Below are 24,212 nucleotides of genomic sequence, written 5' to 3' on the forward strand. Positions count from 1 at the left end.
CTGATTTGGGCAACAACGCCCCTTACCCCTAATAAAAAAGAACTTTCTTACAAACAAAATTTATCCCCAGCCATAAGAAACGCTTAGCAAAATGTTTGTAGGCCACAACTGACAGCAGCCCCTCAAAACCCTTGAAACTGGCAGCATAGCAATCCCCCCACGCTCAACATTAGCCAGATGAAGCCGATGCTATAGGTGAATCCCAAACAATAAGGAAGACACCATGCTCGCACTGCTTCTTACCACGGCCTTGATGGCAAATGAAAACGCCACCATTCACCCAGTAAGTCAAACCATCACTTTTGCTGGCACAGTCCCCGTATCTACATGTCAAATGGATAGTTATTCAGATAGCAAGTTGGTTCAGATAAACCAGCGGATCATCTGCCCCGACAATAAATACGTGACAGTTAAAAAAGATCACATCATCTTTGACAACAAAAAAATAGAAGTATGGGTGATCGGTTATGATAAAAATGACTAGGCAACTCATCTATATGGTTATCTCACTGACGTATCTAACGCCATCCTACGGCATTACTTTTATCAGTGGTTCAGAACCGATAAAGAATCGTGACAACTATTATTGGTGGATAGAGAACGACACCCGTAATCAGATCAAGTTGACAGCGTGGCTGTCTTTAAAAAACCACCAAGAAAAACTCTCCAAGGGTGATGTCTTACTTAATAAAACCACATTAAATAACACTGAACGCACGATGGTAACCGTCAACACTAATACATTGAAAAGCAACCAGGAAGCATGGTTGAACATAGTGGAAGAAAATGGTGGCACTACAACACCCAGACTAACAAGAATTAGAGTACGATGAGTGACCGAGTCGAAGACTGCAATGTGCATTTAATAAAATTACAATAAAAAAGGGATGACACATTGTCATCCCTTTAAACTTCACAGCGGTTAGTTACGGACTAACATCTGTCATTTCAAAGCCAAGTGCACCAATAGTGCCGCCACCTATCTCACTGTTACCAAGTGCCGTTGTATAATGCACGGTCATGCCTGTTAGCCGTTTCCCAGGGGGAAAGTTATACGTAGTATAAACACGATTCTCTACAGACGCACTATTACCCTGTTCGCCACAATACGTTGTTGTCGCTACTCCACCAACAGTGCGGGTCACATTAAATGCATAGATGCGCTTTTGAGAAGTCGAGTTAGAGTTGGCTGTCGTTAGCCGTATACTAGTAATATTATCGAGCTGGAAAATGGTCGTCCTCGGGTTATAGGAGCCTTTGGGAGGCGCGCCAGCATAGTCAGTGCTAGTATAACCCAAGCCATACAGACCAAATGGTGTATCCACGTTTGTGTTAAATCTATAGCCACAAAAGAAATTGGTCTTCGCTGACAAATCAAAATCTCGCTGATACCATACCTCACCGGTAAGTATCGGGGGCGGCGGCGTGACGATGGAGGTCGTGGTCGCTTCTATGCTCAAATCTCGATTCACCACAACCCCATCCAACGGATGCCCTGACAGTGAGAATAGAAAATTCAGTTTAAAGCTACCCTTGGTAGGACCTGAATACAGCTTATATTTACCGGCAGATTGCAAGATGAGCGAAATATTGGCATTGGCAGGCGTCACACCCGTCAATGTCACATCACCCGTGAAGGTTTTGAGAATGTTGTCTGCCTCTTTATATGTCACGCTAAAGGTGTAGGCAGTATTTGTCTGCATAGTGGCTGGCAGTACCATATCATAAGTCACACCACCCGGCAGGACGGCATCTTGCTGATTGATACAGGTTACATAAGCACTATCCGAGCTACTAAAGGCACCATCAATATCACCACTCTCGATATTGACAACTTGAGAGGTACCACTGGCAGTGCCCTGGCTAGAACTCCAATAATACTTATGGGTCGGCCAGTAGTTAATTGCCTTGCCAGATATCTGAATTTTTGTTAACTCTGCAGCTGTGGGTAACCGAGCACCCTGAGCCGCACAGAATCCTTTTGCCGCCAGATTATTGAAGGCTGCCGCATTATACACACCGTTGCTGCCAGGAATATTGGTCTCTGGGGAGCTGGTGACCTTGAGGCCAAGCTGAGTCGCCTGCTCGGCACTGAGTGGTGCATTGAAATACAGCTCATCCGGCACTAAATGAATGCTGGTGAAAAAGCCCTCGACCGATACTTTTATAATATTAGTTGCAAAACCACCATTATGGTCAGTGACAGTGTAACTAATATAATAATCAGCAGGCACGTATGACTTGAATCTTATTTTGGTATTAGTCACATCCGCAGGGAAAGCAATTTGTGCGACACCATTAAAAGAGTGCACATCATATAACTGAACAGTATCACCAACATCTGGATCAGATATGTGGCTTGCTACATCAATCAACGCCTCCTGACCCGGTTTCAGGACTTGTGGTGATACCGGGAAAAGAAAGCTATTGGCTACCGGTGCAGTATTGCTATCCTGTGAAACAGCAACATCGACACTACCAAGAGAGACCGCCCCAGCACTATCTTCCATCTCATATAAAATACGACTAATACCAGACTCTTGAGCGTCGTACGAAATCGTATTGTTTAATACGTCAGCGACCGCAGTACCTGAGCCCAACACAATAATATTATCCGTTAACGTCAATCCACCATTAGAAACATCCACTGAACCCGTGCTATTTTCTGTCAGCGTGAGACTCAGTGGTGTCAACTGCACACTGTAGGCCATTGGCTCTGCTGACTCGGCGCGAACTACAGTACGGCTGATGGCACTGTTGGTACCACCCTGCTCATTCGAAACGGTATACTTGAACACACAAGATCCAGCATTATCAGATTTTAATGAGAAACCATTTTTATCTTTCACCGCGTCGTGGCAAACACTATCCCCACCTAATACTTCAAGGGATTTAAGGTGTACAGCGCCACCATCTGCAGACGCCGTAAAGGGTTTCAAATCCACAGAAGCTATATCATTAACCTTAAACGCATGAATTGTATCATTGGCAGATACTGCATATGTCGTCGCTGGCGGTGTCGGCTGAGCAGCATTGTCACTCTCGCCATCACCACCACCACCGCCGCCGCAACCACTCAATAACGCACATATCAACGTTGAGTAAATTCGATACCTATTCATTTCAACCTCTAATACAAAAGTAATACATTAAAAATCAGTTTCGAATAAAACCAAAAAACTATCTGTATAACGGCCACTTTCAATATTAGCGGCAGCGATATTGTCGTATGATATTTCCAGCTTAAAATCCACTCTGGATTTATCTGTACCGGCACTTAATATGGAATTTGCCGTGTTGAGTGTCCCCGCAGCCACTAATGAGGAGGATGAGCATGCAACACCTGTACACTTGATACTGTAAGGGATATTTTTACTCGATGTCGGATGAGTAAGACGATAACTCCTAGGCTGCAACATCATCTTTATCCCTTTATCGAAGTACCCTGTCGCGTTGACGTCAAACGTCGTTGTTGCCGACACCGTTTTAGCCACCTTATCGTACGTTGGCAGCAGAATCCCGCTGCCAAACAAACTAACCGAGCTGATATAGGCTGGCTTGAAGTGAATCTGCACAGAAAACGATTGACGGATATCTCGATATGTCAGAGCGCCACTCGCAGTGTAATAAAAATAGCGTGTGGACATGGGTATTACGCCGGTGTATAACCCCTCTGGTTTACCCGCAAAACCGGCGAGAACAGCACTACTATCAACCTTAAACAGTGGTCGTAAAAAAAAGAATGGTGTTTTTGAGGCGCCATTATTTATCAACTGATCATAGCTACAATTGAATTGCCCAATCAAATAGATAACATTGCCAGTTGCCCCTTGACCAGCACACTGTGTCGCAGGTGGGCTGAGTGTACCTACAATAGAGTTGCTGCCGGTATTATACTCGATGCCAGTGAGTGACAATGCAAACGTCACACTGTTGCCGCCATTAGTAATGGTAATATCTGGACTTGACTGAGGTGAGGCCATAAACCCTGGACGCCATTTTTCTGTCGGCGTCAATCCATTAATGGGAGACCAGGTACTCAGGGTATTTTGTCCATGAGATAACACAAGATTATCCCAAGTCAGTCTGCCGTTAGCAATTTTCCCATTTAAGCTAAAGGCGTAGGCCAATGACATTGGTAGGCATAGCAAGGCTGTAATAATACATTTCCAAATCATATCTTGGCTTCCGGTGTCAAGACAATCTGACGCTTGTAGCTTTCATCATGATTGTAAATCGATGCTTCCAGCGTCAACGATTTCATATACTCTGGTAATTCAAACTTTTTAAATCGTCCAGAGATAACACGCTCCTGAGTTCGACAATTAGCCACATTATCTGACTTGCAGCGATCTATCACAAAAGTGAGCATGGTATTACCCTGATTCAGGATCTCGAGTGACCGGCCCTTGCGGGTAATACTGTATTTCATTTCACTGGCTTTGGCAGGAACAACATAAATAACCGAGTAGCCATAGTTCACTTGCACCGCGTTATCTTGTTCCTCGCCCTTTTTCAGATAGGGGGCAGGCTCAAATACCACACTAAAGGTCATATCCTTGTCACTTTCACACTTCACCTTGTAGCAGAGTGATCGAATGCCAACATCTTTTGCTCGGCCGGGTTCCAGGATAAGTTTTGGATTGGTTGTCATCACACGCCATTGCTGGATGTTCTCTTTTGTATATTTATTTCGTGTGATCTCACCCCGGCTATCCGTGTTAATTTCACTGATAGATGTCTTGATAAAACTTGTCTTGTCAAAATCGTTGGTCAAGGTAACGACACCATTACCACTCGCATCAGACACAAGAAACATGGTATCAACAGTCAATGCATGGGCAGCACAGCTGCCCATCAGACCAACGACAAAATAAATTTTCTTAATCATGCTGTAATTCCTTACTATGTTCACGCATTGCCACAGGTTGATTAATCGTATCCAGACTGTGATTCTCACGGGCATACAGCTGCATACTATCAATCACCAATTGTTGTGCCTTGGACAAGGTCAATGATTTTTCATTGTCCATTAGCAGATAAAGTGCGATATCGGAGCCCACTTTTCGTTGATAGATAGCGCCATCAAGTGAGACTAGTCGCTTGATATAGTCGTTAACCAGATTGGTGTCATCAAAGGTGCCAACATAATAAAGCTCTGATTGTGCCAAGGCATCCTGCTTGGTGACAGTGACGATTGAACGAGGCTTTGCCTCCGGCAAACAATAATTATTACCAAAATTCATCAACTGGGCATCTTCATAATCGCTGGGTACCAAGCAGCGAGCTCCCCCTGCATACAATGCAAAGTCGCTTCCTTCAACTAGCGTTACACGAAACACGCCATCCATTACCTTGGTCACATCAATACAACCAAACCCCTTGCATAATACCTCATCGATAGGGTCATCAAAGACATCAGAAAACGAGCTGACAAAGGTGACGACCGGTTTCAACCTGGGTTTAATCACTACCACACTGCCTGGATAAGTGAAACCATCAAATCCTTGATCACCGCTGTTATAAAGAGAGACACTCTCGGTATCAATATTTATATTGTAGCTATCATACGTACTGATGGGCATACTCTGATTGTTTTCATAGATGAATGTCTTGTTTTCCAATATCTCATTCTTGCGTAGCGTGACAAAACCATAAGGCTCACTGTCAGAAACTATCATCTCTTGTATATCAGCATCAATGATGGTGTAAGCATCTGCACGCTGGCTGGTGAACGCAACGCCATTACTTGAGACAATTTGGCTGCTTGACAAGCTTCCCGATATGCCATGATTACCATCATTGTTTGCATACACGTTGGCACTGCCGCGAAATGCAGTCTCATTGGTTGACGCAGTGCCATACATCTCATTGATGATGTCCCGACTGGAGTCTGAATATGCCGAAGACAGCTCAAGCGAACTACTCGTATTAGCCCTATCAATGAGATCATTTTTTAGCACGCTGGCACGATATTCCCTGCCACCGATAGAGCTATCATTGGTACTGAATTTTGCTTCCCAACTGCTACTGATTGGAATCTGGACCGTGATAAATGTAGCGTGGCTCTTGCCGACATGATCATAATCCAGGGTGAGATCCACCCTCGCATTCAATGGCAAGGTATAGCCAAGACCAATGGTGGATACATTATATTCGGTGTATAATTTGCCACCTTCCGGAATATAATAATCGCCCTTAGTGTAGGTATAATAACTATTCAAGCCATTATCAAAGCTGTAAAATATATTCCCAGATATTTTTTGATAGTCAAACTCCCCCATGAGATAGGCAGCCAGCGTATCACCACTTTTTTTATGCTGCAGTTTTTCATACTGGATCGAAAAATAATTTACGGCGAGCTGTGCATCAAATGCCAGTGAACCGGGCTGATACATTGACACGCTGCTATTCAGAGTGCCTTTGAAGGGGAGGTACCATTGTGAACCCAGCACAGCCATGCCATCACTGTCAGCGCCGAGTCCCCCTGCAGCAACAAACCATGAATCAGTGACCCGCCTAGAATATAAGGCACTGGCAAAAGCAACATCATCGAAACGAGATGCCTGACTCTGCAACTGCTGTGTCACTCCCTCTAACTCGTCGAACTGCGCTGAAAATAACTCGCGAGATTCATTCAACTGTCCAGCCGCAAGCATATAATCGCCATAACCGACTCTTGGCATATTAGTAACATCATTATAGATTGTCTTTTTTTCAGATGAGACAACATTACCAGCTACCAATACTTCGAGCTCGATGTCATAACGTCCAGGTGGTAGAGCGCTATATGACAGCGTACCTTGCCCTTCAGAAATCGGCAGCAGCTTTATAATTCGCCCATCGCGCAGCACCCTCAATTCACCTGGTGCTGGCGAGAAAAAGAATAACTGCTCATAACTTTGTTCATTATTTACAACAAGGTTACTCGTCGAACCAAAATTGAACGATGTCTGCTTGATGAATCGGGTAGGGCTGATGATGTTGGTTGAGTTAAATGAGACGCCATTATCAAACTGGCCGAGATAAATACGCTTATCACCGGCAAAAGAGAAATCATACGAGAGCTCATAAAATTTATTGAGTGAATTACTGACAGTAAAGTCTGATGTCAGATGACCGTATGGTAAGCCTTGTATCGACTTGTTATTAATCGCATAAGATGATGACGAATCATGGTATGCGCTAGAATATATATCGACATGATTCACCAAGGCACTATGTTCGTTTAGGGCGTTTGCATATTCAACATCGGCGGTTGGCTTATCCAGCTCAGCACCATTTACAAACAAGGCTAACAGCGCATTGTCATAATCATAGTAAAACTCATAGTCAACCGGCGTCACCACACATTGACTGATATAGCCGTGGCAGCTCTCAGTGTTTTTGACACCCTTTTGCAGCGATAGTAGAATCCGCTCAGACATGACCTGTGGAACGTTATTTCGCTTGAAATAACCTTGTAACTGCGCAACAGCCATGCCCTGATCTTTTGGTAGCCGGATGGTATCGTAATTGACACTTAAAATAAGGCTGGTTTTTCCAGTACCATTAATATCTTTAATAGAGACCGAACGCTCTTTAAACTCAAAAAGCTCAGAAAATTCTTCTGGCATGTCTGTTTCAGCCATGATGGGACATGACAATGCCATGAGGATCATGAACGCTACATTGTTAATATTTTTCATATATTAAACTCAACCCGAACAGAAATATTTCCTGAGCACTTTCCTGCGTCAAGATGGGATGCCGACAATGCCGAAAAATTAATATTGACGGGGTAATACCCTTCAAAAAAACCATCATTGATGATATTGAACTCTGGAATAGACACACTACTTCCGATGGGAAGACTGATACCATTTATACGCAACTTTGCAAAGCCGTAGACATCCGTATCAGGGACAGGGGTTAATGTGACTGCAGTGTTATTTCCATCAAAACAGGTGATGTTATTTTCATTGAGAAATACCGAGAAACCGCTGTTGGCTTCAGATGTCGGCAGGCTCGTGATAACCGACATATTCGTGGTCAGATCCATAAAGGATCCGGCATCACGATCAAAAACAGCAACTAATGAATCAGGGACGAATCTAACGTCCATAAACTCCCCTACCGAGAACTTATTTTTATCTATCTCGGTAGAGATGTCGATTTGTCTGGAGATTGGCGCCGCAATGGGCATTGATGGTAACAACAAAATACCCAGCGTAATGATTACTATGCGCACAACACCTCCTAGCTTTTCTATATAAAAAGAGCGCCTAGAAATAAATAGGCGCTTAAATATTTCAGTTCTGTCGCTAAGTATAGAAACTTAGACTTTTTCGGCAACAATGGTGATTTGCGCTTGCACGGAACCACCTGCACCGACATCAACAGCTTCAGTCTGGGCAACAGTCAGGTTCAGTGTAGATTCGTTAGCTACTGAATCACCAACAGCCCAAGGGGCAGCATTAGCGTTAACAACAAATTGACCAACTTCAGAGGTACCTGAGTAGCTCACCTGGGCGTTGCTCAGGGTCCAGTTGGCAGGAGCCAGATCACCAACTACGGTGCCAATAGGGGTGTAATCACGTGCTTCAACAACCACGGCAGTAGAGGTGAAGGAGCCATCGGTAGCCACGATCAGCTGACCATTCTCAATGGCCTGACCAGCCAGACCGGTGATGATCAGGTCGTCACCAGCTACAGAGCCCGGTACAAAACCAGACCATACGATGTTCGCTGACGGGTTGGCAGCCATGGCAGAAGCGGAGAAGGCAAGGGCCAGAACCAGCATAGATTTTTTCATTTAGATACTTCCTGTGTTGTAAATTGTTTTGACATCGGCTTTATAAGAAATCCATCAAAATGCTGATATATGTACGCAGCGGTGATTTCTTGACCGATAAGATACCAAGCGCACCCACTTTAGGTATGTAGGAACAGGACTATAAGTGCGTAGGCCAAACCTTATTGAATCGCCTATTGCATGGACCTGACGATCTCATTAGGAATGGGTTTCCCACATATACGTCTAATTTTTCATTTACAGACTCTAATAGTGGCCATACGCCAACTAACACAACAAATAAATTAGCTATGATAATAATAAGTTTTGGCACAGCTATGATACAACAATCTCAACACACTACAGATCAACCTATTTAAATACATACCTGTAGTGGCACACCATCTGAAAATATATAATGAGATAAAATATACGCTAGTTTTTACAAAAAATAGTAATCAACCTAATTAACTGATGCCAGTCGGCATAGCATTTATTTCTATTTCTATTTCCTTCATCAAGTCAAATCTAAATACACCACTATTCCTATATTCATCCTCTATCATTTTGCATATTTTCACAATATTATCCCCACCAATCAGTTGGCATGATCCTTTCAATCGGTGAATATAGTGCAGCACACCATCATAATCACCATTATTGATACAACTAGTTATAGCCTCCAGATCCTTTGTATTACACTCCATAAATTGATCATATAATGCCACTTTCCAATCTGATGGATTTTCTCCGACATTGTTAACGTTTTTCAAAGAAATTGAATCAAAATATTTATTTATTTGTGCTGCCATCACAGTTAACTTGAATGGCTTAAATAAGCAATCATCCATGCCAGCTTCAATACACCTGTCAAAGTCCTCCTGCATGGCACTTGCTGTCAAACCATATATTCCAATTGATTTATTATTTAATATCATTTCCTGCTGTCTGATTGCACGTGCCAGGGCATATCCGTCCATATTTGGCATTTGGCAATCTGTGATGATCAGATCTACTTTCTCATTATTGTAAATGGCTAATGCTTCGACACCATCACACGCGGTCACTACGTGGTACCCTATATACTCCAGTTGTTTTTTCATCAAGATACGATTTGCAACATGATCATCAACGACTAATATATATCGTTCTGCATTTATCTCGTCATTAATCTCAGGGGAAACATGAGAGATTGCAACATGAGGTAACTCATCTTGGCACAAAATGAAGGGAAGTGTGATGACAACACATGTACCCACTCCTTCTTTACTATTCAGTTCAACTCGCCCTCCCATTATTTGACATATTTGTCTAACAATACTCAAACCCAATCCACTACCACTATACCCTGAGTGATAGTTATTGTGTGCCTGACTAAATGGCTGAAATACATCCCCCAGCTTTTCCTTCGGAATTCCAATACCATTATCAGTTATAGTTATGATAAATTCTTTATCTATTTGATCGAGATTAACGTCGATCACCCCATTTTTAGTAAATTTTAAAGCATTACCAACAACATTATATATCACTTGCCTGAGCCTGACGGGATCAGTAAGAATAAACCTAACATCACTCACCCCTGAAGAATATAGCAGCTTATTATTTTGAGTTGAAGCAACTGCCTGTAGTAATCCAACCGTAGAGCTCACTAGCTTATTCAAGCAAGTGCTTTTGCTATTTATGGTGAACTTCATTGCCTCAATACTCGATATATCAAGAATTCCACCAATAAGATCCAACAAAGCATCTGCAGCTTCTGATGCGCGGTGCAATGAATCGGCATCAGTCTCACCATTCTTTGCTTTTTGTAATGATAACTCAATAAATCCAATAATGGCATTCATTGGAGTTCTGAGCTCATGGCTCATCACAGCTAAAAAGTTACTCTTGGCTAAATTTGCTTGTTCGGCTTTTTCTTTCTCTACTTCCAATTGAACTTGTAGCATTTTTCTTTCTGTCACATCAATCGAACCACAAACAATGCCTTTGATATTGTTATTGACATCCTTGAATGGAATTACCCATTGATATATTTCAATAGCCCCACCATCCAATTTTATAGATAAATCTCTGACGGACTGAATTCCGGATGAAAGCACATCATTATATATTTCATCAATACGGTCGGTATCATCTATTCTGCTAGAGAATGATTCAGATATACTTTTACCGAGTACATCCTCTTGTTTAACACTCAAAGCTGAAAGATAAAATTTATTACAAAAAATAAGCTTACCGTGTTCGTCTCGCACAGAGATTGGCATAGGAAGTCCATCTAACAGAGCTTTATTAAAATACAACTCATCGAGTAACTTCCCTTCCAGTTTTTTTGTATGTTGTAGCTCTTTATGCAAGTAATAACTTCGCATAAAGTAAACGATCAATGCAGAGACCAACAAAAAAAATATACCTGTTAGTTCAGATGAATACTTCTCCCACAGAGTGAGATGGGGCAATGGATTATTTCGCCAATTATAAGATATCCGAGATAAATCACTTGGCGGTATTGCTTTAATTACCTTGTTTATGACTTTCAATAACTGCACATCTGATGAACGCAGTGCAAAAGAAAACTCTAACGGGTTTTCACTGACTCGCTCCAAAAATAGATATTGATCAACAATGCTATTTGATGATAGAAAATATTTTGCTTGATATAACGAGGTCACCGCACCATTGACCTTACCTTCAGATAATAATTTAAGCGTATCCACACCATTAGATACAAATATTATTTCTGTATTTGGATAGCGCAGCTTGAAGGTACTGTAGTTGGAAATCCCCTCAGAAACAGCAATTTTCTTGCCAATAAATCGTCCACCATTATCTATGGACATCCGATCCGATGTAAGAGCAATAATGTCATCGCGATTATAATTTATAGTAGAAGTTAGGGATGCCTCCATCACTTTATTTTGATACGCCGCCATTAAATCAGCATCTCCGGACATCACCGCATTTTTTACTTCATCATCTGAGTCATAAGCTTTTATCTCAAAATCAAGGCCACTCAAACCAGAAATAATATCAAGTACATCACTGGCTATGCCAACTGGCTTTCCTTCATGCCCAATAAATGTGTAAGGTACATTATTTTTATTTATGCCGACAATTACCGATTTTTTCTCACTGATCCAGTTTAGATCTGATTGTGACAATATATCATTGGCTGACAAGACCTCTGTAATTGCACCTCGCCATCTAGATACTATTGGACCACGGCCATAGTCCTGCAGATTTAAAATACTTTTATTGACTAGTGACAGTAGCTGAGGTGCTCGTTCTGAGATAAAAAAACCAAAGTCCCTTGACTCATGTCTGGCATGACCAATAAAAACAAGGTCACCAAAACGTTCTCCACTCAGATAATGTGTGGAATATATATCACTCAGCAGTATATCTGCATGGCCAAAATAAACTGCATCCATAGCAGCTAGTGGTGATGAGTATTCGATAAGAGCAGCATTCGGATATATAAGGTTGAAAATTTCATCATCAACAATTCCTTTTGGAGCAGCAATTCTTGTGCCATCTGGGATTAGTTTATATTTATCCACTCGTCCTTTCAGTGTAGAAAAAACCAGCTTGCTCTTTAAAAAAGGTTCACTGAAAGAACCAATCAAGTTGCTATCTTCAATTGAAAACCAACTACCGACACTTAACATGTCAATATCACCAGCTTGCATGGCATTTTTCGCACTGATATTGTCGTTGTATGCCTTAATAACTATTTTTGTTTTCAGCTCAACGCCAATAAAATTTAATATATCAGCAGAGATCCCCTCAAAATCACCCGTTGCTGATACCACTTCAAATGGTTCATATGAAGGTAAGATGACACCTACATTCAATACTCTATTCCTTGATAGCCACTCATCTTCGGATGGAGAAATAAATACAGGATCTTTTACCGTCAGTGTACGACCAACCAACTCCAGTTGTTCTACAGCAACTCCAGGCATCGAGACACATAAAGAAAATAACATGCTGAACCATTTCATTACTATTTACCCTTCAACTTGCTTAGATATGTCAATAAGCTCAGCTATATTGGAAACACCCAACTTTTGAAATATCCTGGTTTTGTAAGTACTCACCGTTTTATTACTCAAAAACAGTTCTTTAGCTATTTCCAAGTTTGTTTTTCCTATCGCCAAGCTATTAAAAACCGTCAATTCACGGTCGCTCAGGCAAGATATCAAACCAGTCCCCATATTTGCTCGACGCTTTAATGCCTCATCACCGAACACGGTAGGAAAATAAGTAAATCCTTTCATAATATTTGTCACTACTGATGGGAGATTTTCAATGTCTTCATTTTTCTCCATAAATCCATTAACACCAGCCGCATGACAACGCATAACATATACATCAGTTACCATCGCAGACAATATTAGGATTCGTACTGTAGGATTTGTTCTTTTAATCCGTTTAACTACCTCTAATCCATCAATGTGTGGTAAGTCTAAATCTAAAATGATTACATCAAAGTTTATTTTTCCACTTTCATTAATTGCCTCTATGCCGCTTGCTGCTTGCTGCTTGCTGCACACTACTATATCCAGCTGCATTCAAAACATATTTAACTGCCAACCTGACAGCTGGATGATCATCTACTATCAGTATATTAAAATTATTTTTCATATGCTTCACCAGAGAAACTTGCATGCCAGAATAGTACTACACTCAATACGAAGAAAAGTATAAGACCAAAGCCATCAATTTGTAGGAAAAATCCCAAACCATCTAATCGTCATTGGCTTTGTGGTATGCCTTTGATACCAAAAAAAACGAGTGGTTGCCTACACCTTCTGTCCGCGCAACGATGAGACATGCCGTAAATTGCTGAGCCTGCTTGCCCCTTAGCAGCGTGATTTTATCACCAGTGATGACCGAAGCAGCTTTGCCAGGGAAGTCCCACGCGAGATACATCTGACCGGGAAACTCTTCACGCAGCGTATCAAACGCAACAACCTGACACTCAGCACGCAGCTCAAGCGACTGGCCCGTAAAGCCATCTGTTTTTCTCACTCTGTTGAGCTCCACGAGAAAGTCATCAGCGCCTTCATCGAAAAGCACCACTTCAACTAATTGGAAGCATCACCGATTTCCGCAGCCTTGATCCTAGCATCCCGAAGTGTCATCGCAGGGTAACGGCCAATTGTCGTTCTGAGTTGTTTCCCATCACGCATATGACACACTTGGAAAGTGATCTGCCCTTTAGGTGGCACCCTTATGCCAAGCCCATCACCGTCAGTGACTTCGCTCTGACCCGAGTATGGTTTACCATTGATACTTCGTAGCCAGCTGTCTGTAACTGCCATGGCTCACCCAATAAAATTTTGTACTTTTAGTTGTACTAATTGACTCGTGAACATAGCCAGACAGAGGCGAACGATGAAAAAATTGCTGAGTGCTCAGATATGACTGAACACACCACAAAGAACCATAAAATCAAAAGCCTAAGCGATAATTAAAGAACAAATGAGCACATCAAAAAACCAAGCAGCACAGCCAACCTTCTTCTTCCACGACTACGAAACCTTCGGCATCAGCCCCGCCAAGGACAGGCCGTCGCAGTTTGCCGGTATTCGTACCGATGCGGATTTCAACATCATTGGCGAGCCGTTAGTTGTCTATTGCAAGCCGCCAGCGGACTATCTGCCGGATCCGGAGGCGTGCCTCATTACCGGCATCACGCCACAAAAGGCGATGAAGGACGGGCTGTGCGAGGCGGATTTCATTCGCCAGATCCACGAGCAGTTCGCCACTCCGAATACCTGCGTACTGGGCTACAACAGCATCCGCTTCGATGACGAAGTGACCCGCTACACCCTCTATCGCAACTTCTATGACCCCTACGCCTACGCTTGGCAAAACGACAACTCCCGCTGGGATATCCTCGACATGCTGCGGGCCTGCTATGCCCTGCGGCCAGAGGGGATCGAGTGGGCGTTTGATGATGAGGGCAAGCCGAGTTTCCGGCTGGAGAAGCTGACGGTCGCCAACGGCGTGTCGCACGCCAATGCCCACGATGCGCTCTCCGACGTGCTGGCTACCATCGAGATGGCCAAACTGGTGAAAAAGGCTCAGCCCAAGCTGTTTGGCTATCTCTTTGATCTGCGTAACAAGAACAAGGTGAAGGCGCTGATTGATGTGGTGACCATGAAGCCGCTGGTGCACGTTTCCGGCATGTTCTCCCCGTGGCAGGGGTGCGTGAGCTGGGTGTCGCCGCTTGCTTGGCACCCGACCAACCAGAATGCGGTGATCATGGTGGATCTGACCCGTGACCCCACCCCGCTTATCGAGTTGTCGAGTGAGGAGATCCGCGAGCGCCTCTATACCAAGAAAGAGGAGCTGGGGGATCTGGCGGCTATTCCGGTCAAGCTGGTACACATCAATAAGTGCCCGGTGCTGGCGCCGGCCGCTACCCTGACCCCGGAGCGGGCCGACCAGCTTGGCATCGAGAGGGAGCAGTGCCGCAAGAGCCTGGATCTGCTACGCGCCCATCCCGAGGTGCGGGAAAAACTGGTGGAGGTGTTCAATCAGGAGTTTGCTGGCAGCAATGACAGCGACCCCGATACCCAGCTCTACGCCGGATTCTTTGGCCACGGTGACAAGTCCACCATGGATCTGGTGCGTGCCACCCCCGCAGATCAGCTGGGGGAGCGGGAGTTTGCCTTCACCGACTCACGCCTGCCCGAGATGCTGTTCCGCTACCGCGCCCGCAACTGGCCGCACACCCTGAGCGAGGCGGAGCAGAAACGCTGGCGCCTGCACTGCAGCGACTATTTCAGCCGCCGTCTGCCGGACTATGTGCCCCGTCTCGAGGCGCTGGCCGAGCAGAACCAGAGTAACGAACGGAACTTTGCCATTCTCAAGAGTCTCTATCGCTATCTGGAAGATTTATGAGTTGTGAGTAGTTTCACAATAAATCCTTCCCGCCCATCCCCTTCTTCAGGTCATAATGACGAAGGGGATTTCCTCAAAAACCAATATCTTGCAACATCCTGAACGATGTCTCCCAAGCAAGAGACATCTTTGGCCGAACGGAAGCCATTTGCTGATGCCTCGTCACCACGCACTGCTCGGATTACTGGCCCTGCTGCCACTGGCAGCCAACGCCGCATACCGGTTCGATGTGCCGGATTATCTTGCCCGTCTGCCAGAGCAGACCTACCAGATCGTCGAACACAACTTCAGCACCCTTTACCAGCAAACTGACTTCACCCCCCAGATCACCAACAGCTACTTTAACGACTCCAACCTCTACAAGTTTGTCGGGGTGCCATTAGTGATCACTGCTCAAGCGGGTTTTCAACTGGAGGTATTTGGCCAGGTCTATAACCGCGCCTCTCAGGCTTATACCCACTTGAGCCAGGATATGTCGCTCTATCGGGTGATGCGGGTCGATCTGATGGGGAACCCCAACGATCAGCTGGCCATCGGTTTTGGTCTCGGCGTGCCCATCACCCCGTTGCTGACCCTCAAGGCGATCGCCTCCGGCAGTGACATCCCAGGCTATGGCTCCGCCAAATACGCCGTCGGCTTTGAGTGGCGTTACTGACAACCGTGGCTGATAACCGCTGATTGAAACAATTCAGGCTCCGTGATGGAGCCTGAATTGTTTGTGGTGACGCAGTGATCAGGTGTAGTGGATCACCCGCCCATCGCCTCCTTGCAGGGTCACGGCTGTACCGACTGCATGCCCTTGCCAAAAATCGGTTCCCCCTTCCGGCAGCAGAAACTCTTGTGGTTGTCCCTCCCAGTTGAACAGGCAGAGCAAGGATCCCCCTTGCGGCAGGTTCACTTCGCCACAGGCAAAGTCCATCGACTCGAAACGGGCAGAGGGTGTCCGGGCCGCACAAAGCGCCAGCAGCTTGCGCAGTTGCGCCGCCTGCTCCTCGTCGAGATCTTGCAGTCGATCACCCGCCAGCATCATGCCGCCGCTCGCCACCAGCGTGGCCAGATGGAAGCGGTAATCCGCTTTGCTGGCCTGCTGGGTCGGCAGATCTTGCAGACAGATGCAGTCGGGATCGAGGGCCCAGAGCTTGTCGTTTTGCCAGGCGCGGCAGAAGGCCTCACGGGCGATCTGGCGATAGCGGTGGCCATTGCGCTCCACATCGTCACTCACCCGCATCCCGTGCACCAGCCCGAGGCTTGGCCAGATGGGGGCGTTGCAACCGAGCAGAAAACCGCCCTCTCCTGCGCCGCGCAAGATGGCAGCCATGCCGCGCCGATAGGCCTCAACCCGGGTGGCTGCCGGATCGTGGAAACGGCCACCGTGGATGGCGCCCCAGAAGTTGGCATCGAGCTTGAAGTAATGGATGCCCCACTGCTCGCGCAGGGTATGGAACACCTGCTCGAGGTGTGCCTGCACTTCGGGGTGGGTACCGTCCAGCACATACCAGGGGGTGCAGCGCCAGCCACCGTAAGTAACCCGCTCGGAGGGAAGCGGCAGGCCATCATCCCCCTTCACGAACCAGTCGGGGTGATCCTGAAACACCTGCGAGCCGGGCTCGGCGATAAAGGGGGCGACCCAGAGGGCTGGCTCGCAGCCAGCGCCCTTGATCTCGGCAGCCAGTGACGCCACGCCTTGCTCGAACTTGGCCGATGGAGTGAGCCAGTCACCCATTTTGGCCTGATAGCCGTCGTCGATCTGCACATAGCGCAACGCAGGGAAACGCTCGGCACGCACCTGCAGATTTTCGCGAATATCGGCAGCGCTCACCTCGGCGTAGTAGTGATACCAGGAGCACCAACCGCTCGGGCGATCACTCACCTGGCCGATCAGCGAGCCGTGCTCAGCCTCGATCAGCTGTGCCAGCTCGGCCAGCAGATCCTCGCGCTCCGCCCCCTCGAGACAGATCAGCGCCTCGCTCTGCCAGTGCTCACCGGCCGCGAGTGCCCGCCCTTCGCAGTTCATCAGGATCTGCAGCCGTCCATCGGGGTAGAGGCGAAACTCCCCGCCAAAACGGTGGCAGCTGGCAAAGGCGAGCAGCAGCCACCCCTTGCCATGCTCCACCAGCAGCAGGTTGTGAACCGTGTGGTAACCGTTGTCATCAGTAATGCGATAAACGCTGGCATCGGGACAACGGCCGACCGGCTGCGGTGATTGCCAGCTCCCCATGGTCTGGGCCAGCATCTGGAAGCCTTCGCCATATATTGCACTCTCGACCGGCAGGCCAAGCTTGCCGTCAAACAGTACCCAGCGATCAACCGAGGTGGCATCAGCGCTGGTGTTATCGAGCCGCACCCGGCACAGAGGCCCTTCCCACTGACGGGTTTGCAGCAGATGGGATGGCAACGCATTATCGTTCGCCAGCTGGCGAACTCGGGACAAGAGGGATGTCATCACTACTCCTTGTAGTTCGAAAAGGGTGCTATCAGACGATGTTCAAAAGATTGTTCAACAGATCATCGTCATACAAATCAGCTTCAAACGAACTGATTTCAGTTGTTATTGTTTTAATGCCGCGACCCGGCCTCTCTGGTAAACTGCATTTTTCTTCACAGTCGATGGGGCTCACGTGATCGCGCAACGTGCCTTGCTGTTCCTTCGTGACTTTATGGTCATCGTCGCCTGCCTGCTGGCAGGTAAAACCGTGGCAGCCATCCTGCCGTTTGCCTTCCCCGGCAGCATCATCGGCATGCTGCTGCTGTTTGTGCTGCTCTCCCTGCAACTGATAAAGCTGCACTGGGTCGAGCAGGGAGCAGGCTTGCTGCTGCGCCACATGGGCGTGCTGTTCGTGCCGGTAGCGGTCGGGCTGGTGGCCTGGCTTGAGCCCCTGCGCCAATCTTTCGGCCTGATCATGCTCTGCATCGTGCTCGGGATCGTGCTGATCCTCGCTACCGTCGGTCGGCTCTACCAGAGGATGAACAAATGATCTTCTGGTGCGCTATCCCCCTGACGCTCGCGCTCTATTTCACCACCCGCGCCCTCTATCGCCGCCTGCCCTGGCCCATCATCAATCCGGTGCTGGTGCCGACCGCGGTGATCATCGGCCTGCTGCTCTGGTTCGATCTGCCTCTTGAACAGTACGAGCGCGGCAGCAGCCCCATTACCATGCTGCTGGAGCCCGCCGTGGTGGCGCTGGCGCTGCCGCTCTATCAGCAGGCACGTCAAATTCAGGCCAAGCTCAAGCCCATCCTAATCTGTACCCTCGCCTCCGTCTTGATCTCGGTGTGCACAACCCTGCTGATTGGTCATTTTATGGGCGCAGATCCGGCACTGCTGGCATCACTCGCCACCAAATCCATTACTACCCCGCTCGCCATGAGCGTCAGCCAGTCCATCGGCGGCATTCCCGCTATCGCGGCGGCCGTGGTGGTAGTGGTGGGGATTGTCGGCGCGCTGATCGGCTACCCGCTGCTCAAACTGCTGAAAGTAACCGACCCGGAAGCGCAAGGCCTTGCCATGGGAGCGTGTGCCCACGCCATCGGCACCGCCACCTCCGCCGAGAAGGGGATCACCCAGGGAGCCTTTGCGTCGCTGGCCATGGTGGTGTGCGGGATCCTCACCGCTGCCGTCGCCCCCCTGCTGTTTGCCATCTATCACTGGCTGATCTGACTACCCATTGACCACCTATTGACCACCCCGAGGGGCCTGCAGGCCTCTCGGGGTGCGACCTGCCGCACAATTTGCACAAGACAAACGTTTCCATTACCATCCCTCTCCGTTCGCCCGTCAGGGCGTGAGCCTGCTCACACATTTACCCGAGCTTGCTCCCTACAATGGCCGCCCAATTGGCCTTTGAGGACACACTATGCATCCCCGTTTTGCCAAGCCATTCGATACCCTCTCTGCTCCGCTCAAAGCAGCCGTGCAGCCCATGCTGGATAGTGCCGACTTCAACGCCCGCTTCACGCCGGAGCAAGTCGCCACCCTGAAAGCCGCCACCGGGCTGAATGAGCGCGCTCTGCGCCTCGCCCTGTTGCCGCTGGCTGCCGCCTGCTCGGTGGCGCCCATCTCCAAATTTTATGTCGGTGCCATCGCCTGCGGCCTGAGCGGCAGCTGGTACTTCGGCGCCAACATGGAGTTTGCGGGGCAAGGGCTGTTCCACTCGGTCCATGCCGAGCAGTCTGCCATCTCCAACGCTTGGCTGGGCGGCGAGACCGGGATCAGCGAGATCACCGTCAACTACACCCCCTGTGGCCACTGCCGCCAGTTTATGAATGAGCTGAGCACCGCCAAGATCCTCAAAGTTTCTCTGCCCGATGACTTGAGCACCCTGCAATCCTTCCTGCCCCACTCGTTCGGCCCGGCGGATCTCGACATCACAGATGCGCTGATGAGCCCGCAGGATCACGCCGAGCTAACGCTTGAAAGCGAAGACCCGCTGTGGCAAGCAGCGCTGACTGCCGCCCGTCAAAGCTATGCCCCTTACAGCCAGGGCTATGCCGCTGTGGCGCTGCAGTTTGCCGATGGCCGTATCTTCTCGGGTCGCTACGCCGAGAACGCCGCCTTCAACCCCAGCCTGCCGCCAATGCAGATGGCCTGTGCCCACGCGGTATTGGGCAGTGAAGATCTCGCCACCATCAACCGCGCCGTGCTGCTGGAGAGCAAAAACGGCCAGATCAGCCAGCGTGACTCCGCCCAGTCCACCCTCAAGGCGCTGGGCTCCGTCGAGCTGGAGTATCAGGCGGTCTAACCCCTGTTCCGCCTCGATAAACAAAAAGCCCCCGCACCTTGGTGCGGGGGCTTTTTTACTGGGCGGTTTAACCGGGAGCGGCCCTTGATCTTCACGGCTTGGCGCGGTTGATCACCCCTTCAAACCAGTTGCTGATCAAACCGGCTTGAGCCGTGCGGTGAAGTGGCGCAGTAGCGGCGGCTCGTAGTCAAAGGTAAGCCCGCGAATGTCGCTGGCCCGCGCTTTCACCGCGATCAGGCAGTCGGCCACGTAGTCCATGTGATCCCGGGTGTAGACCCGGCGCGGAATGGTGAGGCGCAGCAGCTCAAAGTCCGCCGCCTCTTGCTTGCCGGTGGCGGGATCGCGCCCCAGCAGCAGGGAACCGATCTCCACCCCGCGCACGCCCCCTTCCAGATAGAGCTCGCAGGCGAGTGCATGGGCCGGGAACTGCTCGGCAGAAATATGGGGCAACAGCTTTTTGGCATCGACAAAGACTGCATGGCCGCCAGTGGGGGTCTGGATGGGGATCCCCGCCTCGGCCAGCCGCTCACCGAGATAAGCTACCTGACTGATGCGATAGGTCAGATACTCCTCATCCATCCCCTCCCGCAGGCCGATGGCGAGCGCCGCCATGTCCCGCCCGGCTAGGCCGCCATAGGTGACAAACCCCTCCATCGCCACGCAGCGCACCTGCACCGCGCGGAACAGGTCGAGATCTTCCTTGAAACAGCAAAGACCGCCGATATTGACCAGCCCGTCCTTTTTGGCCGACATGGTGAAGATGTCCCCCAGCGCAAACATTTGGCGCACTATCTCCCCGATGCCTGTCTTGGCATAAGCCGGGTCGCGCGCCTTCATAAACCAGGCGTTTTCGGCGAAACGGGCGGCATCGATCACCACCGGAATATGGTGGCGACGGGCCAGCTCAGATACCGCCTGCATATTGGTCATGGAGACCGGCTGGCCACCGGCGCTGTTGCAAGTGACCGTGATGATGACACCGGCCACGTTGTCGGCCCCCAGGGTGTCGATGGTGTCGGTCAGACGACCGAGATCGAAATCCCCCTTCCAGGCGTAAGGGGCGGTGGTGTCGAGGGCTTTCGGGGTGAGCAGGTTGATGGCCCGCGCGCCAGCCAACTCCACATGGGCCTTGGTGGTATCGAAGTGATAGTTGGAGATAAAGACCGGCGCCTTACCCTTGCAGCGCTTGACCAGCTCGGGGAAGAGGATCTGCTCCGCCCCGCGCCCCTGGTGGGTGGGCATCACATGCTGATAGCCAAAGATTTCGCGCACCGCGCGCTCCAGCTCGACGAAGTTGCGGCTGCCCGCATAGGCCTCATCTCCCATCATGATGCCTGCCCACTGGCGGTCTGACATGGCACCGGTGCCGCTGTCGGTCAGCAGATCGATATAGACATCTTCGGCCAGCAGCAGGAAGGGGTTCCAGCCCGCGGCCTCGAGGGCGACGCGGCGCTCGGCACCAGTGGTCTGTTTGATGGGTTCAACCATCTTGATACGAAACGGTTCGGGTATACGACGCATATAGGACTCCTCACCGGCGTGGGGCCAGTGCTCGTGAAAAACGGATAGGCAACGGGGCCGGGCGATCAGGGTCGTCCGGCTGGTTTTCTCGAATGGCGGGTGCCGCCTTTCAGCGGTGAGGAAAGTCGAAGGTGAGAATGGGATCTCGGGTATACCAGCGGGCGAGCAGGCAAGCTGCCCGGGGCGTAGCTGTCATAATTGGCATCACTCCCCTCCATGTCGGTTGTAAAAAGAAGTTGGTTACCAAAAAAATGATTGCGCTGCCAACTGGCAGCTTCGCCACGTTATCGGGGGTGGTTAGGCGACACAAGGGGCATACCGGCTAGCTGTGCGCCTGCTCACAAAGTACACATCTGAGCGGCAAACCGGCAGTGATGTTGATCCGCCCGCGACTCCTGTTCGTTATCTTACCCAAGCCCACGCCACCTCACTTATCAGCCAAGGTCGGAAGCCATCATGCATCGCAAACCTCATCTGCCCGAGAAGACCTGCCCCGTCTGCCAGCGCCCCTTCAGCTGGCGGAGTAAATGGGCACACTGCTGGGAGGAGGTTCGCTACTGCAGCGAGCGTTGTCGCCACGCTCGTCACCGCAGCCATCAACATAATGGGGAGCAAGCCTGATGGAGCTGCGCCTTGTGCTCGGCGATCAGCTGAACGCCGGTCACAGCTGGTTTAGCACCCCGGATCCGGCAGTCTGCTATGTGATGGCGGAGCTGCGTCAGGAGACCGACTACTGCCGTCACCATCGTCAGAAGGTGCTGGCCTTCTTTGCCGCCATGCGCGCCTTCGCCGCCGCCCTCACCAAGGCAGGCCATAACGTCTGTTACTTGACCCTTGATGAGAGCGCCCGCTGGCCCGACTTGCCCACTTTGTTGGAGGCCCAGCTCATCGCCCATCACGCCAGCAGCTTTGCCTGGCAGAGCCCGGATGAGTGGCGTCTTGCCAGCCAGTTGAAAAGCTGGGCAGCGGGCCTGGCCATGCCAACCACTGAGGTGGAGAGCGAACATTTTCTCACTCCCCGCGATGGTTGGCAGCGCTATCCCCACAGCCGGATGGAGTTCTTCTACCGCGCCCTGCGCAAGCAATACAAGGTGTTGCTGGATGAGGGCGGCAACCCCCTTGGCGGGCGCTGGAATTTTGATGACGAGAATCGTGCCAAACTGCCGGAACGTCAGCCCATTCCCGCCCCCCTGCTTTTTGCCAACGAGGTACAAGACATTGACGCCATGCTGACCCGTCACGGGGTCAAGACGCTGGGGAGCGCCGATGCCAGCAAACTGCAGTGGCCCATCACCCGGCGCCAGAGCCGCGAATTGCTGGAGCACTTTCTGACGCACTGCCTGCCCCACTTTGGCCGCTATCAGGATGCTCTTAGCGAGCGAGGCTGGAGCCTGTTTCACAGTCGCTTGTCGTTTTCCCTCAACAGTAAGATGCTCCACTCCCTCGAGGTGATCCGCGCCGCGCAATCCCACTGGCAGGCCAATCAGGACACCATCACCCTGGCGCAGGTGGAGGGCTTTATCCGCCAGATCCTCGGCTGGCGCGAGTTTGTCCGCGCCCTCTATTGGGAAAAAATGCCCTCCTATGGCAGCAGCAATTTTCTGGGCGCAGATCGCCCGCTGCCGGGCTTTTTCTGGAGCGGGGAGACCAAGATGGCCTGTGTGCGCCACGCCATTCACCAGTCTTTGGAGCACGGTTACGCCCACCATATCCAGCGGCTGATGGTGACTGGCAACTTTGCCGTGCTGGCTGGGATACATCCTGACCAGGTCGATGAGTGGTATCTGGGGATCTATGTCGATGCCATCGAGTGGGTGGAGCTACCCAATACCCGCGGCATGAGTCAGTTTGCCGATGGCGGCCTGATGGGCAGCAAACCCTACGTCAGCAGCGGCGCTTATCTTGAGCGGATGGGCCACTACTGCAAAGGGTGTCACTATCAGGTCAAGGCCCGCAGCGGTAAGGGGAGTTGCCCGTTCAACAGCCTCTACTGGCACTTTTTATGGCGTAATCGGGATAAACTTGGCAGCAATCCCCGCCTTGCCCTGCCCTATGCCAATTGGGATGGGCAACCCGAGCCACAACAACAAGCCATATTGGCCAGCGCAGAATACCATTTGATCCACCTTGAGCAGCTTTAGGCGCATTCATATCCCCCTCATTGACGCTATGGATAACACAGCGACGACCTGTTTGCAGTGCTGTGGCAATCAGCCATCAACTCACGGAAGGGAATTGCGATCAGACAGTATGTGCATGGGGCA

Annotated in this window: 19 protein-coding genes and 1 pseudogene; 9 read left to right on the forward strand and 11 right to left on the reverse strand. The window is 49.5% G+C overall.

Translation table 11 applies throughout. From position 1 onward, the window contains the following. The first annotated feature begins 223 nt into the window (after positions 1 to 223). Positions 224 to 484, forward strand: coding sequence for a hypothetical protein (locus BN1135_RS18515; protein WP_042023689.1), 261 nt, complete (start codon positions 224 to 226; stop codon positions 482 to 484). Between the two features lie 442 nt (positions 485 to 926). On the opposite strand, the gene BN1135_RS18520 is transcribed toward BN1135_RS18515, so the two are convergent. From BN1135_RS18520 to BN1135_RS21835, 8 genes are all read right to left on the reverse strand, one after another. Further along, complete coding sequence (locus BN1135_RS18520) at positions 927 to 3,122, reverse strand: hypothetical protein (protein ID WP_139245272.1); 2,196 nt, start codon at positions 3,120 to 3,122, stop codon at positions 927 to 929. Between the two features lie 27 nt (positions 3,123 to 3,149). Further along, the gene (locus tag BN1135_RS22265; protein ID WP_139245273.1) at positions 3,150 to 4,178 is read right to left on the reverse strand and encodes a hypothetical protein; all 1,029 of its coding nucleotides are present in this window, start codon (positions 4,176 to 4,178) and stop codon (positions 3,150 to 3,152) included. After that, complete coding sequence (locus BN1135_RS18525) at positions 4,175 to 4,891, reverse strand: fimbrial biogenesis chaperone (protein WP_052443861.1); 717 nt, start codon at positions 4,889 to 4,891, stop codon at positions 4,175 to 4,177. Before BN1135_RS18525 ends, BN1135_RS22265 begins: the two co-directional genes overlap by 4 nt. After that, positions 4,884 to 7,688 carry a TcfC E-set like domain-containing protein gene (locus BN1135_RS18530; RefSeq protein WP_042023692.1) on the reverse strand — a complete coding sequence of 935 codons (2,805 nt, stop codon included), beginning with the start codon at positions 7,686 to 7,688 and terminating at the stop codon, positions 4,884 to 4,886. Before BN1135_RS18530 ends, BN1135_RS18525 begins: the two co-directional genes overlap by 8 nt. Next, positions 7,685 to 8,230, reverse strand: coding sequence for a hypothetical protein (locus tag BN1135_RS18535; protein ID WP_042023694.1), 546 nt, complete (start codon positions 8,228 to 8,230; stop codon positions 7,685 to 7,687). The genes BN1135_RS18530 and BN1135_RS18535 overlap by 4 nt, the downstream gene beginning before the upstream one ends. 87 nt (positions 8,231 to 8,317) lie before the next feature. Then, a complete protein-coding gene (locus BN1135_RS21240; RefSeq protein WP_052443862.1) occupies positions 8,318 to 8,794 on the reverse strand; it encodes a hypothetical protein in 477 nt (158 codons plus the stop codon). Positions 8,795 to 9,240: 446 nt separating this feature from the next. Further along, the gene (locus tag BN1135_RS18545; protein WP_082186843.1) at positions 9,241 to 12,777 is read right to left on the reverse strand and encodes an ATP-binding protein; all 3,537 of its coding nucleotides are present in this window, start codon (positions 12,775 to 12,777) and stop codon (positions 9,241 to 9,243) included. A gap of 6 nt (positions 12,778 to 12,783) precedes the next feature. After that, entirely contained in the window at positions 12,784 to 13,347 is a 564-nt protein-coding gene (locus BN1135_RS21835) for a response regulator transcription factor (protein WP_082186844.1), read from the reverse strand. A 211-nt stretch (positions 13,348 to 13,558) separates the two neighbouring features. Here BN1135_RS21835 and BN1135_RS21840 point away from each other — a divergent pair. Then, a pseudogene (locus tag BN1135_RS21840) lies at positions 13,559 to 13,867 on the forward strand (IS1 family transposase); the annotation flags it as partial. On the opposite strand, the gene BN1135_RS22680 reads toward BN1135_RS21840, so the two are convergent. After that, positions 13,864 to 14,100, reverse strand: a complete 237-nt coding sequence (locus BN1135_RS22680; protein ID WP_082186845.1) for an Arm DNA-binding domain-containing protein — start codon at positions 14,098 to 14,100, stop codon at positions 13,864 to 13,866. The pseudogene BN1135_RS21840 and the gene BN1135_RS22680 sit on opposite strands and share 4 nt — an antisense overlap. A 160-nt stretch (positions 14,101 to 14,260) precedes the next feature. On the opposite strand from BN1135_RS22680, the gene sbcB reads away from it, so the two are divergent. Then, on the forward strand, positions 14,261 to 15,688 hold the full coding sequence (sbcB, locus tag BN1135_RS18560) for an exodeoxyribonuclease I (protein ID WP_042023699.1): 1,428 nt from the start codon (positions 14,261 to 14,263) through the stop codon (positions 15,686 to 15,688). 154 nt (positions 15,689 to 15,842) lie between these two features. Beyond that, the gene (locus BN1135_RS18565) at positions 15,843 to 16,343 is read left to right on the forward strand and encodes a hypothetical protein (RefSeq protein WP_042024061.1); all 501 of its coding nucleotides are present in this window, start codon (positions 15,843 to 15,845) and stop codon (positions 16,341 to 16,343) included. Between the two features lie 78 nt (positions 16,344 to 16,421). Here BN1135_RS18565 and BN1135_RS18570 read toward each other — a convergent pair whose 3' ends face one another. Next, positions 16,422 to 18,131 carry a glycoside hydrolase family 36 protein gene (locus BN1135_RS18570; protein ID WP_042023700.1) on the reverse strand — a complete coding sequence of 570 codons (1,710 nt, stop codon included), beginning with the start codon at positions 18,129 to 18,131 and terminating at the stop codon, positions 16,422 to 16,424. A gap of 175 nt (positions 18,132 to 18,306) precedes the next feature. Between BN1135_RS18570 and BN1135_RS18575 the strand changes: the two genes are divergently transcribed. From BN1135_RS18575 to cdd, 3 genes are all read left to right on the forward strand, one after another. Continuing rightward, positions 18,307 to 18,663 (forward strand): CidA/LrgA family protein, encoded by a 357-nt coding sequence (locus tag BN1135_RS18575; protein WP_042023702.1) that lies wholly within the window; start codon positions 18,307 to 18,309, stop codon positions 18,661 to 18,663. After that, positions 18,660 to 19,346: an LrgB family protein gene (locus BN1135_RS18580; protein WP_042023703.1), complete on the forward strand. Its 687-nt coding sequence runs from the start codon at positions 18,660 to 18,662 to the stop codon at positions 19,344 to 19,346. Before BN1135_RS18575 ends, BN1135_RS18580 begins: the two co-directional genes overlap by 4 nt. Before the next feature lie 196 nt (positions 19,347 to 19,542). Beyond that, a complete protein-coding gene (gene cdd / locus BN1135_RS18585) occupies positions 19,543 to 20,427 on the forward strand; it encodes a cytidine deaminase (RefSeq protein ID WP_042023705.1) in 885 nt (294 codons plus the stop codon). A 135-nt stretch (positions 20,428 to 20,562) separates the two neighbouring features. Here cdd and BN1135_RS18590 read toward each other — a convergent pair whose 3' ends face one another. After that, positions 20,563 to 21,948: a tryptophanase gene (locus tag BN1135_RS18590; RefSeq protein ID WP_042023707.1), complete on the reverse strand. Its 1,386-nt coding sequence runs from the start codon at positions 21,946 to 21,948 to the stop codon at positions 20,563 to 20,565. A gap of 456 nt (positions 21,949 to 22,404) precedes the next feature. On the opposite strand from BN1135_RS18590, the gene BN1135_RS21850 reads away from it, so the two are divergent. Further along, complete coding sequence (locus BN1135_RS21850; protein WP_082186846.1) at positions 22,405 to 22,569, forward strand: DUF2256 domain-containing protein; 165 nt, start codon at positions 22,405 to 22,407, stop codon at positions 22,567 to 22,569. After that, entirely contained in the window at positions 22,569 to 24,089 is a 1,521-nt protein-coding gene (locus tag BN1135_RS18595) for a cryptochrome/photolyase family protein (protein WP_042023709.1), read from the forward strand. Before BN1135_RS21850 ends, BN1135_RS18595 begins: the two co-directional genes overlap by 1 nt. The last annotated feature ends 123 nt before the right edge of the window (positions 24,090 to 24,212 follow it).

It is taken from the genome of Aeromonas sobria, from assembly GCF_000820145.1.
Lineage (GTDB): Bacteria > Pseudomonadota > Gammaproteobacteria > Enterobacterales > Aeromonadaceae > Aeromonas > Aeromonas sobria.